We start from the raw sequence: 14,600 nt of genomic DNA on the forward strand, positions 1-14,600 counted from the left end.
GCTCGCCGGAGAGGGATGCACCACGATCGCGTCCACGTCGGTGGGCGGTAGGCCTGTGGGCGACTGTCCGGCTGCGGCGAGCACCGCAGCGAAAGGCGGATCAGGGCCGCGCGTGTTTGAGCGAAGCGAGTTTGCGCGGACCCCGCCTTTTGCGAGGAGCAGCAGCGAAGCCCGAAGGGCCGCAGTCGTCTGCCGCCCGCAGGCCTACCGCCCGCCGACGCCCCCTCAAGCAGCAGAACACCAGATACGTATCGCTTCATCGCTCTCCCAGAAGACGTTTTCATTGTGCATTCGAAATCCGCACCAAGCCCCCCGCGCCGCCCCGACCCGCCGCAGCCGCGATAATCCGCATTCCCCCGGCCGACCGAGCGCCGGGTCGTTGCCAAAGCCTCATGAACCCCAGCTACCAACCCGCCGACGTCGAGTCCGCCGCCCAGGCCCACTGGACCGCGTCCGACGCCTATCGTGTCATCGAAAACGCGCGTGATGCGCGGGGCAATCCCAAGAAGAAGTACTACGCCTGCTCGATGCTGCCCTACCCCAGCGGCAAGCTGCACATGGGCCATGTGCGCAACTACACCATCAACGACATGCTCACGCGCTACCTGCGCATGTCGGGCTACAACGTGCTCATGCCCATGGGCTGGGACGCCTTCGGCCTGCCGGCCGAGAACGCGGCGCTCAAGAACGGCGTGCCGCCGGCCAAGTGGACCTACGAGAACATCGACTACATGCGCGGCCAGCTGCAGGCGATGGGCCTGGCGATCGACTGGAGCCGCGAGGTCGCGACCTGCGACCCGGCCTACTACAAGTGGAACCAGTGGCTGTTCCTGAAGATGCTCGAGAAGGGCATCGCCTACCGCAAGACCCAGGTCGTCAACTGGGACCCGGTCGACCAGACCGTGCTGGCCAACGAGCAGGTGATCGACGGCAAGGGCTGGCGCACCGGCGCGACGGTCGAGCGCCGCGAGATCCCGGGCTACTACCTCAAGATCAGCGACTACGCCCCCGAACTGCTCGAGCACACCCAGCACAAGCTGCCGGGCTGGCCCGAGCGCGTGAAGCTGATGCAGGAGAACTGGATCGGCAAGAGCGAAGGCGTGCGCTTCGCCTTCACGCACGACATCCGCGGCGATGACGGTCAGCTGATCCAGGACGGCCGCATGTACGTCTTCACGACGCGCGCCGACACCATCATGGGCGTGACCTTCTGCGCCGTGGCACCGGAGCATCCGCTGGCGCTGCATGCCGCCAAGAGCGACCCGAAGGTCGCGGCCTTCATTGCCGAAGCCAAGGCTGGCGGCACCACCGAAGCCGAGCTCGCCACGCAGGAGAAGAAGGGCGTGCCGACCGGCCTGACGGTGACGCACCCGATCACCGACGAGCCCGTGCCGGTGTGGGTCGGCAACTACGTGCTGATGAGCTACGGCGACGGCGCGGTGATGGGCGTGCCGGCGCACGACGAGCGCGACTTCGCCTTCGCCAACAAGTACGGCATCGAGATCATCCAGGTGGTGCTGGTCGACGGCGAGCCGCACTTCGACTACCACCGCTGGCAGGACTGGTACGGCGACAAGACGCGCGGCGTGACCATCAACTCCGACAACTTCAGCGGCATGTCCTTCAAGGAAGCCGTGGCTGCCGTGGCGCATGCGCTCGCGCAGAAGGGCCTGGGCGAGCTCAAGACCACCTGGCGCCTGCGCGACTGGGGCGTGAGCCGCCAGCGCTACTGGGGCACACCGATCCCGATCATCCATTGCGACGAGCACGGCGCGGTGCCGGTGCCGGAGAAGGACCTGCCGGTCGTGCTGCCGACCGACTGCGTGCCCGACGGCTCGGGCAACCCGCTGATCAAGCACGAAGGCTTCCATGCCGGTGTGGTGTGCCCGGTGTGCGGCAAGCCCGCGCGCCGTGAGACCGACACGATGGACACCTTCGTCGATTCGTCCTGGTACTTCATGCGCTACTGCGACCCCAAGAACGACCAGGCGATGGTCGGCGAGGGCGCGAAGTACTGGATGCCGATGGACCAGTACATCGGGGGCATCGAGCACGCCATCCTGCACCTGCTGTATGCGCGCTTCTGGACCAAGGTCATGCGCGACCTCGGCCTGGTGAGCTGCGACGAGCCCTTCGCCAAACTGCTCACGCAGGGCATGGTGCTCAACCACATCTACTACCGGCGCGGTGCGTCGGGCGGCAAGGACTACTTTCCGCCGCTCGAAGTGACGCCGGTGCTCGATGCGCAGGGCCGCATCGTCGGCGGCACGCTGGCCGACGGTTCGTCGGTCGAGTACGGCGGCGTCGGCAAGATGGGCAAGAGCGAACGCAACGGCGTCGACCCGCAGGACCTGATCGAGAAGTACGGCGCCGACACTGCGCGCCTGTACACCATGTTCACCGCGCCGCCCGAAGCCACGCTGGAATGGAACGACGCGGCCGTCGAAGGCAGCTCGCGCTTTCTGCGCCGCGTGTGGAACTTCGGCGCGGCGCTGCAGGCGGCGCCGACGGCCGGGGCCGCCACCGAGTTCGGCAAGGACGCCAAGGCCCTGCGCCGCGAGGTGCACACCGTGCTGCGCCAGGTCGACTACGACTACCAGCGCATGCAATACAACACGGTGGTGTCGGGCGCGATGAAGCTGCTCAACGCCCTGGAAGGCTTCAAGGCCACCGGTGCACCCGGCGACGCCGCCGCGCTGCGCGAAGGCTTCGGCATCCTGCTGCGCGTGCTGTACCCGGCCACGCCGCACATCGCGCAGCAACTGTGGTCGCAACTGGGCTATGTCGAAGCCTTCGGCGAACTGCTCGACGCGCCCTGGCCGACGGTCGACACGGCGGCGCTGGTGCAGGACGAGATCGAGCTCATGCTGCAGATCAACGGCAAGTTGCGTGGCAAGGTGGTGGTGCCGGCCGGCGCGTCGAAGGACGAGATCGAGGCGCTCGCGCTGGCGAGCGACGACTTCGTGCTGCATGCGCAGGGCGCCGCGCCCAAGCGCGTGATCGTAGTGCCGGGCCGGCTCGTCAACGTGGTGCTCTGAACGCTGAACGAATGAACAACCCAACTGCTTCCCGCCGCCGCTTTCTCGCCGCCGGCTCTGCGCTCGCCGGCTTGGCCGCCCTCGCCGGCTGCGGCTTCGAACTGCGCAAGGCCCCGGTCTTCGCCTTCAAGAGCCTGTCGCTGCCGGGCCGCTCGGCCTTCACTGTCTACCTGCGCCGCAACATCGCGGCCGCCGGTACGGTGGAGCTCGTTCCGCCCGAGCGCGCCAAGGACGCCGAAGCGGTGCTCGACATCCTGGGCGAGAACCGCGAGCGCGTCGTGCTGTCGACCAACGCCGCCGGCGAGGTGCGCGAGCTGGAACTGCGGCTCACCGTGCGCTTCCGCCTGCGCACGCAGGCGGGCAAGGAATTGCTGGTTGCGGACATCTCGCAGAAGCGCGACCTGACCTACAGTGAAACCAACGCGCTCGCCAAGGAAGGCGAATCCGAGCTGCTCTACCGCGACATGCAGAACGACGTGGCGCAGCAGATGCTGCGGCGCATCGCGGCGGTCAAGGAACTCTAGGCCCGCACCGGCATGCAATTGGCGGCCGCACAGCTGCAGGCGCATCTCGGCAAGGGATTGCGCGCGCTCTACACCATCCACGGCGACGAGCCGCTGCTGGCGCAGGAGGCTGCCGATGCCATCCGCGCCGCCGCGCGCACGCAGGGCTACACCGAGCGCAGTTCGTACACCGTGGCCGGCGCGCACTTCGACTGGAGCGCGGTGCTCGCGGCTGGCGGCTCGCTGAGCCTCTTCGCCGACAAGCAGATCGTGGAGATCCGTGTCCCCTCCGGCAAACCGGGCAAGGATGGCAGCGCCGCCCTGCAGCACATCGCGGAAGGCGCCGCCGGCAACGACAGCACGCTCACGCTGGTGCTGCTGCCGCGGCTGGACCGCGCGACGCGCACCGGCGCATGGTTTACCGCGCTCGAAAACAACGGCGTCAGCCTGCAGGTCGACCCGGTCGAGCGCGCCGCTTTGCCGCCCTGGATCGCGCAGCGCCTGGCGCTGCAGGGCCAGCGGGTGAAGGGCGGCGAGGAAGGTCAGCGCACGCTGCAGTTTTTCGCCGACCGCGTCGAAGGCAATCTGCTCGCGGCGCACCAGGAAATTCAGAAGCTCGCGCTGCTGCACCCGGCCGGCGAGCTGGGCTGGGAACAGGTCGAGGCGGCGGTCAACAACGTGGCGCGCTACGACGTCTTCAAGCTGTCCGAGGCGGTGCTGGCCGGCAACCCGGTGCGCGTGGCGCGCATGCTCGACGGCCTGCGCGCCGAGGGCGAGGCCGAGGTGCTGGTGCACTACACGCTGGCCGAAGACATCCGCGCGCTCAAGCGGGTGCGCGACGCGATGAACGCCGGGCGCCCGCTGCCGATGGCGCTGCGCGAGAACCGCATCTGGGGCGCCAAGGAGCAGGCTTTCGAGCGGGTGCTGCCCAGGCTCGACGACCGGGCGCTGGCGCGCCTGCTGAAGGCGGCGCACACGGTCGACGGCATCGTCAAGGGCCTGAAGCAGCCCGACTGGCCGGCCAGCGGCTGGCAGGCGCTGCAGCGGCTGGCGCTGATGCTGTGCCGCGCCTGCGTCAAGGCCTGAACGGTTCTGACCCGGCGAGCCGGGAGAGCCTGGTCAGCGAACGTTGATGGTTCGCGCGATGCTCGGCACGCCCTGCGCATCGAGCGCGAAGAGCATGTAGTTGCCCGGGATCACCAGCCCGCGGTCGGCCGGAATCGCCAGGCGGTAGTCGCCGTCACTGCCGGTCGACGTGAGCGGGATGCGGCGCTGATCGGTGTTGACCGAATGGGTGGCCGATGCCATGCGCACGAGCGCGAAGCGTGCCACAGCCCGGTCGGTCTGGACGGCGATCACAACGCCCGGCGCCGCACGGCCGGGGGCCTGCGAAATCGCAGGGCGTGGTGCCGGTGTGCCTTCCGGCGTCAGCAGATACGGCGGCGTGAGGATTTCGGCGTCGGGATGGTTGGCCGCACAGCCGGTGCCGCACAGCCCGCCGCCGCCGGCCAGCACCCGACCGTCCATCAGCAGCAGCGCAACGCTGTGGTAGTTGCGTGGCACCTTCATCGGCTGCAGGGGGGTGAAAGTCTCGGTGGCTGGGTTCCAGATCTCGGGTGTAAGGACCGAAAAGTCGTCCGGCGTCGGGCCGTGCAGCGTCATGCCACCGATGACCACCACCTCGCCGCTGGGCAGCACCACGCTGTTCGAGAACGTGCGGCCGTAGGCCAGGGGCGCCAGCTTGCGCACCACCGGTGGATGCGGCGCACCGGCCGAGATGTCGATGCTGTAGGCCGTCTTGAGGGGGATGCCGTAATCGTGCCCCGGCGAGCCCGCCAGCTTGAGGATCTTGTAGGCGTCGTACATCACGGCGCCGCCGGTGATGGCGTAGGCATCGTCGTCGCGTGGACCGGCCTGCACGATCCGGCCGTCGCCCTGGGTGTCGATCCAGTGCATGGCCGCACTCGGGCCGGCGTGGAAGACCCAGCCGTCCGCACCGCCGAACAGCCACATGTGGTTGTCGGCACGAAAGTAGCCGCCGGCATCCGGCCCCGCCAGGGGCGGATCGCTCGCATTGGACGGTGACGGCATCTCCGCGGGCACGCCGCTCAGGGTGCGCCAGGTCTGGGTCGAGGCGGACCAGAGCTCGCCGTATTTGCCGCCCAGCGCGAGGCCGCTCCAGGAGCCGCCGACCAGGAAGACCGAGCCGTCGGCCATGGTGGTGCTCGACTGGTAGCCGCGCGCGATGTTCATCGGCGCGGCACCGACCCAGCCGCCCAGGCTCGGGTCGTAGCGCGTGCTCTTGCCGCTGTCCCAGCCGCCGGTGACCAGGTAGCTGCCGTCGGCCAGCATGCTGATGCCGGGACACACCATGTCGTGGCCGGTTTCGGTCGCCATGCGGGCGGTGGCCGTCTGCGTGGCCGGATCGAATACCGCCGTGAACGTTTGGCCGCTGATGTTCAGCCCGCCGAGGCCGTCAGGGCTGCCGGCTGCCCACAGCAGGAGCTTGCCATCGGGCAGGTTGGCGGCCGCCGCCGGGACCAGTGGCAAGGCAATGGGTGCCGTCCAGGACTGCTGCGCGGCGCTGGATTGCAGCGGCGTGTAGCCGACCGCGATGAAGCGGTAGGTGGCGGGGGTCAGCCAGACGCCGTTCTTGCGGGTGCCGAGCGTGACGGTGAGGACGTCGCCTTGCGTCGGTAGGTTCGGCACGATGACCTCGAGGCCGCTGACGATCGCGTCGTACAGCACCGTGCTCGAGACGCTCGAGGCGATGCGCAGCGAATAGCCGTCGCCGTCACCGGCATGCCAGGCGAAGCGCACGCTGGCGCCATCCAGCTTGCTGTCGGGCGCAGGGCTGTGCAGCGTGGCGGACCGGGGCGTCGCTGGCGGCGGCATGTCGGTGGGCAGGGGTTCCGCGGGCGTCGGTGTGCTGCCTCCCCCGCCCGGCGGCGAGGCCGCGCCATCGTTTCCACCATCGCCACCGCCACCACCGCAGGCGGACAGCCAGAGGGCGGGGGCGAGCAACAGGATCGTGCGGCGCGGGACCGGGGGCGTGGTGGTTTTCATGGCAGACCTTTCGGGGGGCGTCGGGGAACAATGAGGACGGGGCGGACGTGTGTCAGGCGCGCAGCTGTTGCAGCGCGCCGCTGATCTCGTCCAAGGGCGGCAGGCCGCTGGTGCGCCAGGCGAGGCGGCCCTCGCGGTCGAACAGGTGGACCTCGGTGGTGTGGCGGTCGCCCAGGCTGGCGCCGGCGGGGCCGAGCAGATCGAGCAGCTTGTCGAGGTCGGCCGCTGCGGGGGCGGCCGCGCTCCAGCGCGGGCCCGCCCCGTAGCGCGCGCGCCAGTCGGCCAAGGCCTTGGGCGTATCGCCCAGCGGGTCGATGCTCAGCGACAGCAGTTGCACATCGGTCGCGCCTCGGGCCGCGAGTCGCGCCTGCAAGCCGGCGAACAGTGCGCCCTGCAAGGGGCAGATGGCGCTGCAGCCGGTGAACATCAGCTGCACCGCGGTCACGCGGCCGCCCAGTTGCTCCGCCAAGGTGATCGAGCGGCCGTCGTGCCGCAGCAGGCGAGCGGCCGGTGGCGTGCGGCGCGGCCGCATCGGCCCGATGCCGTCGGCCAGTGCCAGATGCACAGGCGCCACCATGAAGGCCAGGGCTGCGGCCGCCAGCAGGCGCCGGCGGAGTCCGCCCGGGCCGGCGTGCCGCGTGATCGAGGGGTGGTGGGATGGAGTCATGAGGTGTTGCCAGTGAGGTGGGTCCAGAGCGCCTCGCAGCGCGTGTCGTCGATGTCGAAGCGCGGCATGGTTCGCGGCAGCATCACGTGCGCCGGATCGATGCCCTCGCGCAAGGTGCGGCAGAAAGTGCTCAGGTCATAGGCGACGGGCGGCCCGCCCCGACGCGACAGGGCGGCGCGCAGGTGCTGGCTGTCGAGCGGTGGTCCGGGCAAAGCCGGCCAGCCGTTGGCGGCGAGCGGTGTGACCGGGCCGGCATGGCATTGGCTGCAGCGCGCCGTCCGGGCCGGCAAGGGTGTCGCGTGGCCCGACAACGTGGCGGTGAGCGGCTCGCGGCCGTCGAACAGCCGCGCACCGCGCGCTTCGGTCGCGGTCACGTTGCGTGCGACCCAGACGGTGGTGGCCAACGCCAGCAGCAGGGCCATCACGATCACGGCGATCGCCGTGCGCGTGGCGCGCCGACGCCCGGAGCCGGGCGCTTGCTTCATCGCCACGACCTCAGCGGATGTTGACCGTGCGCGCCACGCTGGGCACGCCCTGCGCGTCGAGCGCGAAGAGCATGTAGTTGCCGGTGAGCAGCATCCCGCGATCGGACGGAATCGAGAGTGCGTAGTCGCCCGCGCTGCCGGTGAAGTTGACCGGAATGCGCCGTTGGTCGGTGTTCACCGAATGCGTCGTCGACGCCATGCGCACCAGCGCGAAGCGGCTCACTGCGCGATCGGTCTTGACCGCGATGGTTTCGCCCCATGTCGCTTTGGCGGGCGCAGCGGTGAGTGTCGGGCGCGGCGCGGGCGAGCCGTCGGGTGCGAGCAGATAGGGTGGTGTGTAGATCTCTGCGTCGGCGTGGTCGCCGGCGCAGTTGCATAGGCCACCACCGCCCGACATCACGCGGCCGTCCATCAGCAACAGCGCGGTGCTGTGATAGTTGCGGGCCGTCTTCATGGCCGGCAGCGTGATGAACGTCTCGGTGATGGGGTTCCACAGCTCCGCCGCGAGCACGCCGAAATCGTCCGAAAAGCCCACGGGCTGCGTCTGGCCGCCGACGACGATCACTTCGCCGTTCGGCAGCACCACGCTGTTCAAGAAGGTGCGGCCATAGGCCAGCGGCGCGACCTTGCGCACCGTCGCGGGCTTGGGCGGGCCGGCGTTGATGTCGATGATGTAGGCGCTCTTGAACGCTTCCCCCCAGTCATGGTTGGGCGCGCCGCCCAGCTTGAGGATCTTGCCGGTGTCGTACATCACGGCGCTGCCGGTCATGGCGTAGGCGTCGTCGCCGCGCGGGCCGGCCTGGATGATCGCGCCCTTGCCGCGCGTGTCGATCCAGTGCATTGCGGCACTCGGTCCGGCCTGGAACACCCAGCCGCCCGCCTGGCCGAACAACCACATGTGGTTGTCGGCGCGGTAGACGCCTCGGCCGTCGGATCCGTTGAGCGGCGGGTCGGCCACGTTGCTGGCGTCCGGCATGTTCGCCGGCACGCCGGCCAGCGCGCGCCAGGTCTTGTTGGTGACCGACCAGACCTCGCCGACCTTGCCGCCCTGTCCGCCGCTCCATGAACCGCCGACCGTGAAGACCGAGCCGTCGGACATCGTGGTGCTGGCGTTGTAGGCCCGCGGCACGTTCAGCGTCGCGCTCCTCGTCCATTTGGCCGTCGCGGTGTCGTAGAGGGAGGTCTGGCCCGCATCGTTGCCGCCCGACACCATGATGGCGCCGTCGGCCAGCATGCTGAGACCTTCGCAGAACATCTCGTGGCCGGGGTTGATCGCGGTGGCCGCAGTTGCCTTCTTTTCGACCGGATCGAACACCGAGGTGTAGGTGGCCGTGCTTTCGGGTCCAGGACCGAAATATGTGGGGGCGCGCGCCGACCAGATCAGGATCTTGCCGTCGGGCAGGTTGGCTGCCGATGCCGGCACCAGGGGCAGCGCGATCGGGTCGGTCCAGGGGCGGATCGCGGCGGTCGACTGGGCCGCGGTGTAGCCCGCCGCGGTGAAGCGGTAGTCCACGGCAGGGAGCCAGGTGTCGCCGTGGCGGGTCTGCAGGCGGGCGATCAGCTCACCGCCATCGACCGGCAGCCCGGCGACGGCGAGGTGCGTGTCGGCGGTCGTGCCGTCGAACAGCGGGGCAGCAGTGCCGGGCCGCGCGACCGTGAGCCGGTAGGCGTCCGCGTCGCTGGCGGTCCAGTCGAAGGTCACGCGCGCGCCACCGAGCTTGCTGGGCGCGCTGGGGCTGAGGAGCACGGCGGCCTGGGGGGCAGGCGCAGGGGCGGGTGATGGCGACGGGGATGGGGATGGTGCGGGCGAGGGCGCCGGCGCCGGCGTCGGCACCTCGCTACCGCTGCCGGATCCCCCGGCCGCCGTGCCGCCGGATTCACCGCCACCACCGCCGCCGCAGGCGGCCAAAAGGGAAAGCGTCGCGCAGGCGAGCGCCAGCGCCCGAGGTGGGAATCGGTTCATATGAACTCTTTCGTATTAATGTGTGACAGGGCGCAGGCTAGCCATGCCAATGGGCTTTGCCAACCCCGGCCCACCTCGGTCGCGGCAAAATGCGTGAATGAATGCGCTCAACGTTTCGGAATATGTGCAGACCCTCGGGCTGCAGGCCAAGGCCGCCTCGGCCCTGATGGCCAAGGCGGACGCCGCCACCAAGAACAAGGCCCTGAAGGCGCTGGCCCGCCGTCTGCGCGAAAGCGCCACCGACCTGGCGCCGGCCAATGCGAGCGACATCGAACGCGCCACGGCCGCCGGCCTGTCGGCACCGATGGTCGACCGCCTCAAGCTCACGCCGAAGGTCATCGAAACGGTGGCGCTCGGCTGCGAGCAGCTGGCGGCCATGCCCGACGTGATCGGCGAGATCAGCGGCATGAAGCAGCAGCCCAGCGGCATTCGCGTCGGCCAGATGCGGGTGCCGATCGGCGTCTTCGGCATGATCTACGAGAGTCGGCCCAACGTGACCATCGAGGCCGCGAGCCTGGCCATCAAGAGTGGCAACGCCGCCATCCTGCGCGGCGGCTCGGAAGCCATCGAGTCGAACAAGGCGCTGGCCGAGCTGGTGTCGGCCTCACTCGCCGAAGCCGGCCTGCCGGTGGATGCGGTGCAATTGGTGCAGACGACCGACCGCGAGGCGGTGGGCCAGCTCATCGCCATGCCGCAGTTCGTCGACGTGATCATCCCGCGCGGCGGCAAGGGGCTCATCGAGCGCATCAGCCGCGACGCCAAGGTGCCGGTCATCAAGCACCTGGACGGCAACTGCCACGTCTACGTCGACGACAGCGCGCCGCTGGACATGGCGCTCCGGGTGGTCGACAACGCCAAGACCCAGAAGTACAGCCCCTGCAACGCCGCCGAGGGCCTGCTGGTGGCGGCCTCGGTGGCCGAGCTCTTCCTGCCCGAGATCGGTGCGGTGTTCGCGGCCAAGGGCGTCGAGATGCGTTGCGACCCGGCGGCCGCGCGCATCCTGCGGGCCGAGGGGGCGCTGCACGGCGAGACGGGGACGATCGTCGATGCGGTCGAGTCGGACTGGTCGGAGGAATACCTGGCGGCGGTGATCAGCATCAAGGTGGTGGACGGCGTCGACGAGGCCATCGCGCACATCAACCGCTACTCGAGCCACCACACCGACGCGATCATCACGCGCGACCACATCAACGCACAGCGCTTCTTGCGCGAGGTCGACTCGGCCAGCGTCATGGTGAATGCGAGCACGCGCTTCGCGGACGGCTTCGAGTTCGGGCTGGGCGCGGAAATCGGCATCAGCACTGACAAGTTCCATGCGCGGGGCCCGGTGGGCATCGAAGGCCTGACCTCCCTCAAATACGTGGTGCTGGGGCAGGGCGAAATTCGAAGCTGAAAGCCGGACTGAAGGGCGCGATGCCGGAAACGCACTGTTTTCGGCTTGTCATCGGGGCGGGTGGCCCCAAATCCTACAATTGCAGTCCACCTTTCTGCAGAAATCGCATAAGAAGGCCGCCCGCATGGTCCCCCATCTCGTCACCGCCCTGACCGGCCCGATCAATGAACTCGAACAGCGCGTCCTGGATTCCACGCCAGCGATCGAACGCTGGTTCCGGCTGGAATGGATGGAGCACACGCCGCCCTTCTACAGCTCGGTCGACATCCGCAACGCCGGCTTCAAGCTGGCGCCGGTCGACACCAACCTCTTCCCCGGCGGCTGGAACAACCTGACGCAACAGATGCTGCCGCTGGCCGTGCAGGCGGCACAGGCGGCCATCGAGAAGATCTGCCCGGAGGCGCGCAACCTGCTCGTCATTCCGGAGAACCATTCGCGCAACACCTTCTACCTGGCGAACATCGCGCAGCTGGTGCGCATCTTCCACATGGCCGGGCTGAACGTGCGGGTCGGCTCGATCGATCCGGCGATCAAGTCGCCCAAGAAGATCGAGCTGCCCAACGGCGACACGGTCACGCTCGAGCCGGTGGTGCGCACCAAGCGCCGCCTGGGCATCAAGAACTTCGACCCCTGCACGATCCTGATGAACAACGACCTGTCGGCGGGCACGCCCGGCATCGTCGAGGACCTGCACGAGCAGTACCTGCTGCCGCCGGTGCATGCGGGCTGGTCGGTGCGCCGCAAGAGCAACCACTTCCGCAGCTACGAAGAGATTTCCAAGCGCTTCGGCAAGCTGCTGGGCATCGACCCCTGGCTGATCAACCCGATGTCCAGCCTGGCCCAGGGCGTGAACCTGGGCGAAGGCGTCGGCGTGGACGTGATCACCAGCCACGTCGACGCGATGCTCACCAAGGTGCGCCGCAAGTACAAGGAATACGGCATCAACGAGAAGCCGTTCGTCGTCGTCAAGGCCGACAGCGGCCCCGGCGGCACCAGCGTGATGACGGTGCGCGACGCGCGCGAGGTCGAGGCGCTGAGCGCCCATGCGCACAGCCAGACCAGCTCGAAGGGCAGTGCCCCGGCGCTGATGGACCTGATCATCCAGGAAGGCGTGCTGACGAACGAGCGCGTGCACGACGGCGTGGCCGAGCCGGTGGTCTACATGATGGACCGCTACGTGGTGGGCGGTTTCTACCGCGTGCACGCCGACCGCGGCATCGACGAAAGCCTGAAGTCGCCCGGCGCCAGCTTCGTTCCGTTGGCTTTTTCCGACAGCGCGCACCTGCCCCAACCCGGCGCCAAGCCCGGTGCCAGCGCCCCCAATCGCTTCTACATGTATGGCGTGATCGGCCGTCTGGCCATGGTGGCTGCGAGCTACGAGCTCGAGGCGACCGACCCGGACGCCGAGGTCTACGAGTAGGCGGCAATACCCGGCCGTAGCACATTTCGTCCCCTTGCGGGGACTGGCGGCACGGGCAAAATAGCCGTCCTCTATAGCCAACGGAAATCCAGGGTGGGGTGGACGCAGCGGACGCATCCGTTGCTTCTCAGCCCGCCGGTGCCAGGCACCGACGCCTTTTTCCACGACTTCGTGTCAGCCCCCAAATCTTCCTCCGCCGGCCTGATCATCGGTGCCATCGGCGTCGTCTACGGCGACATCGGCACCAGCGTCCTCTATGCCACCAAGGAGGTCTTCGGCCACGGCCATGTGCCGTTCACGCACGAGAACGTCTACGGCATCCTGTCGATGTTCTTCTGGACGCTGACCATCATCGTCTCGCTCAAATACGTGGTGCTGGTGCTGCGCGCCGACAACGAGGGCGAAGGCGGCCTGGTCGCGATGCTGGCGCTGGCCTCGCGGGCGGTGGCCGACAAGCCGCGGGTGCGCAATGTGCTGCTGGCCGTCGGCATCTTCGGCACCTCGCTGTTCTATGGCGACGGGGTCATCACGCCGGCCATCTCGGTGCTGTCGGCGGTCGAGGGCCTGGAGGTGGTGTCGCCGCACTTCAAGCACTACGTGATCCCGATCACGCTGGTGGTGCTGTTCTGCCTTTTCGCCGTGCAAAAGCGCGGCACCGCGGGCATCGGCAAGTTCTTCGGCCCGATCACGCTGGCCTGGTTCCTCGTGCTGGCGGTGCTGGGCGTGTCGCAGATCCTCGGCCACCCGTCGATCCTCAAGGCGATGAGCCCGCACTACGCACTGAAATTCATCTGGGACAACCCGATGACCAGTTTCATCGTGCTGGGCGCCACCGTGCTGTGCGTCACCGGCGCCGAGGCGCTCTATGCCGACCTCGGCCACTTTGGCAAGGGGCCGATCCGCATCGCATGGTTCTCCGTCGTGATGCCTGCGCTGACGCTCAACTACTTCGGCCAGGGCGCCCTGCTGCTGGAGAACCCGGAGGCGGTGAAGAACCCCTTCTTCATGATGGCGCCCGAGTGGGCGCTGATCCCGCTGGTGCTGCTGGCGACGCTGGCGACGGTGATCGCCTCGCAGGCCCTCATCACCGGCGCCTTCAGCGTGACGCGCCAGGTCATCCAGCTGGGCTACCTGCCGCGCCTGAACATCGAGCACACCAGCGTGCGCGCGGCCGGCCAGATCTACATCCCCTTCATCAACTGGGGCCTGTTCGTGGCGATCGTGCTGGCGGTGGTGATGTTCCGCTCGTCGAGCAACCTGGCGGCGGCCTACGGCATCGCGGTGACCACCGACATGCTGATCACCACGGTGCTGACCTTCTTCGTCATCCGCTATGCCTGGAAGCTGCCGCTGCTGCTGTGCGTCGGCGCCACGGCCGCCTTCTTCGTGGTCGACTTCGCCTTCTTTGCATCGAACCTGCTGAAGCTGCCCGACGGCGGCTGGTTCCCGCTGTTGATCGGCGGCGCCATCTTCATGCTGATGATCACCTGGAAGGAAGGCCGGCGTCTGATGGGCGAGGTGCAGCGCACGGATGCGATCGACCTGCGCAGTTTTCTCGATGCGGTCTTCGTGAGTCCGCCGGCGCGGGTCGACGGCACGGCGGTGTTCCTCACTGCCGAGCCGGGCGTCACGCCCAATGCGCTGCTGCACAACCTCAAGCACAACAAGGTGCTGCACGAGCAGAACCTGTTCGTCACCGTGCGCAACCACGAGGTGCCGTGGATCCCGATGGACAAGCGCATCGAAGTGGAGGCCCTGGGCCGCCACTGTTGGCAGGTGATGGTGCACTACGGCTTCAAGAACGACGTCGACCTGCCGCGCGCGCTCGAGAACGCACGCCTGCGCGGCTGCCAGCTCGAGCCGATGACGACCAGCTACTTCCTGTCGCGCGACGTCGTCATCCCGACGCTCGGCAGCGGCATGGCGCCGTGGCGCGAGAAGCTCTTCGCGCAGATGCACCACAACGCGAGCGGCGCGGCGAACTTCCTGAACCTGCCGAACAACGCGGTGGTGGAGCTCGGGTCGAAGATCGAGATCTGAGGCCGGGGCGGGCAGCGCGGCAAGC

Annotated in this window: 10 protein-coding genes; 6 read left to right on the forward strand and 4 right to left on the reverse strand. The window is 68.5% G+C overall.

Annotated features, from left to right (window positions below; genetic code table 11):
- Positions 1-392: 392 nt before the first annotated feature.
- The 3 genes from leuS to holA are packed head-to-tail and all read left to right on the forward strand — an operon-like array spanning position 393 to position 4,627.
- The gene (leuS, locus tag ACSFA2_RS10885; protein WP_435455339.1) at positions 393-3,038 is read left to right on the forward strand and encodes a leucine--tRNA ligase; all 2,646 of its coding nucleotides are present in this window, start codon (positions 393-395) and stop codon (positions 3,036-3,038) included.
- An 11-nt stretch (positions 3,039-3,049) separates the two neighbouring features.
- On the forward strand, positions 3,050-3,562 hold the full coding sequence (locus tag ACSFA2_RS10890) for an LPS-assembly lipoprotein LptE (protein ID WP_435455340.1): 513 nt from the start codon (positions 3,050-3,052) through the stop codon (positions 3,560-3,562).
- 12 nt (positions 3,563-3,574) lie between these two features.
- Positions 3,575-4,627, forward strand: coding sequence for a DNA polymerase III subunit delta (gene holA, locus ACSFA2_RS10895; RefSeq protein WP_435455341.1), 1,053 nt, complete (start codon positions 3,575-3,577; stop codon positions 4,625-4,627).
- A gap of 33 nt (positions 4,628-4,660) precedes the next feature.
- On the opposite strand, the gene ACSFA2_RS10900 is transcribed toward holA, so the two are convergent.
- The 4 genes from ACSFA2_RS10900 to ACSFA2_RS10915 are packed head-to-tail and all read right to left on the reverse strand — an operon-like array spanning position 4,661 to position 9,506.
- Complete coding sequence (locus tag ACSFA2_RS10900) at positions 4,661-6,607, reverse strand: galactose oxidase-like domain-containing protein (RefSeq protein ID WP_435455342.1); 1,947 nt, start codon at positions 6,605-6,607, stop codon at positions 4,661-4,663.
- A 52-nt stretch (positions 6,608-6,659) separates the two neighbouring features.
- On the reverse strand, positions 6,660-7,274 hold the full coding sequence (locus tag ACSFA2_RS10905) for an SCO family protein (RefSeq protein ID WP_435455343.1): 615 nt from the start codon (positions 7,272-7,274) through the stop codon (positions 6,660-6,662).
- Positions 7,271-7,759 carry a hypothetical protein gene (locus tag ACSFA2_RS10910; protein ID WP_435455344.1) on the reverse strand — a complete coding sequence of 163 codons (489 nt, stop codon included), beginning with the start codon at positions 7,757-7,759 and terminating at the stop codon, positions 7,271-7,273. Before ACSFA2_RS10910 ends, ACSFA2_RS10905 begins: the two co-directional genes overlap by 4 nt.
- 10 nt (positions 7,760-7,769) lie before the next feature.
- Entirely contained in the window at positions 7,770-9,506 is a 1,737-nt protein-coding gene (locus tag ACSFA2_RS10915; RefSeq protein WP_435455345.1) for a galactose oxidase early set domain-containing protein, read from the reverse strand.
- Between the two features lie 313 nt (positions 9,507-9,819).
- On the opposite strand from ACSFA2_RS10915, the gene ACSFA2_RS10920 reads away from it, so the two are divergent.
- From ACSFA2_RS10920 to ACSFA2_RS10930, 3 genes are all read left to right on the forward strand, one after another.
- Complete coding sequence (locus ACSFA2_RS10920; protein ID WP_435455346.1) at positions 9,820-11,115, forward strand: glutamate-5-semialdehyde dehydrogenase; 1,296 nt, start codon at positions 9,820-9,822, stop codon at positions 11,113-11,115.
- Positions 11,116-11,239: 124 nt separating this feature from the next.
- Positions 11,240-12,535: a glutamate--cysteine ligase gene (gene gshA / locus ACSFA2_RS10925; protein ID WP_435455347.1), complete on the forward strand. Its 1,296-nt coding sequence runs from the start codon at positions 11,240-11,242 to the stop codon at positions 12,533-12,535.
- A gap of 171 nt (positions 12,536-12,706) precedes the next feature.
- Positions 12,707-14,575 carry a potassium transporter Kup gene (locus ACSFA2_RS10930; protein ID WP_435455348.1) on the forward strand — a complete coding sequence of 623 codons (1,869 nt, stop codon included), beginning with the start codon at positions 12,707-12,709 and terminating at the stop codon, positions 14,573-14,575.
- Positions 14,576-14,600: the final 25 nt, after the last annotated feature.

It is taken from the genome of Variovorax cryoconiti (assembly GCF_051216395.1).
In the GTDB taxonomy this organism is placed as follows: domain Bacteria; phylum Pseudomonadota; class Gammaproteobacteria; order Burkholderiales; family Burkholderiaceae_C; genus Variovorax.

Excerpts from the sequence above, each read along its gene's own strand:
- holA (WP_435455341.1), top strand. The coding sequence starts at position 3,575 with ATGCAATTGGCGGCCGCACAGCTGCAGGCGCATCTCGGCAAGGGATTG.
- ACSFA2_RS10920 (WP_435455346.1), top strand. The coding sequence starts at position 9,820 with ATGAATGCGCTCAACGTTTCGGAATATGTGCAGACCCTCGGGCTGCAG.
- gshA (WP_435455347.1), top strand. The coding sequence starts at position 11,240 with ATGGTCCCCCATCTCGTCACCGCCCTGACCGGCCCGATCAATGAACTC.
- ACSFA2_RS10905 (WP_435455343.1), bottom strand. The coding sequence starts at position 7,274 with ATGACTCCATCCCACCACCCCTCGATCACGCGGCACGCCGGCCCGGGC.
- ACSFA2_RS10900 (WP_435455342.1), bottom strand. The coding sequence starts at position 6,607 with ATGAAAACCACCACGCCCCCGGTCCCGCGCCGCACGATCCTGTTGCTC.
- ACSFA2_RS10910 (WP_435455344.1), bottom strand. The coding sequence starts at position 7,759 with ATGAAGCAAGCGCCCGGCTCCGGGCGTCGGCGCGCCACGCGCACGGCG.
- ACSFA2_RS10890 (WP_435455340.1), top strand. The coding sequence starts at position 3,050 with ATGAACAACCCAACTGCTTCCCGCCGCCGCTTTCTCGCCGCCGGCTCT.
- leuS (WP_435455339.1), top strand. The coding sequence starts at position 393 with ATGAACCCCAGCTACCAACCCGCCGACGTCGAGTCCGCCGCCCAGGCC.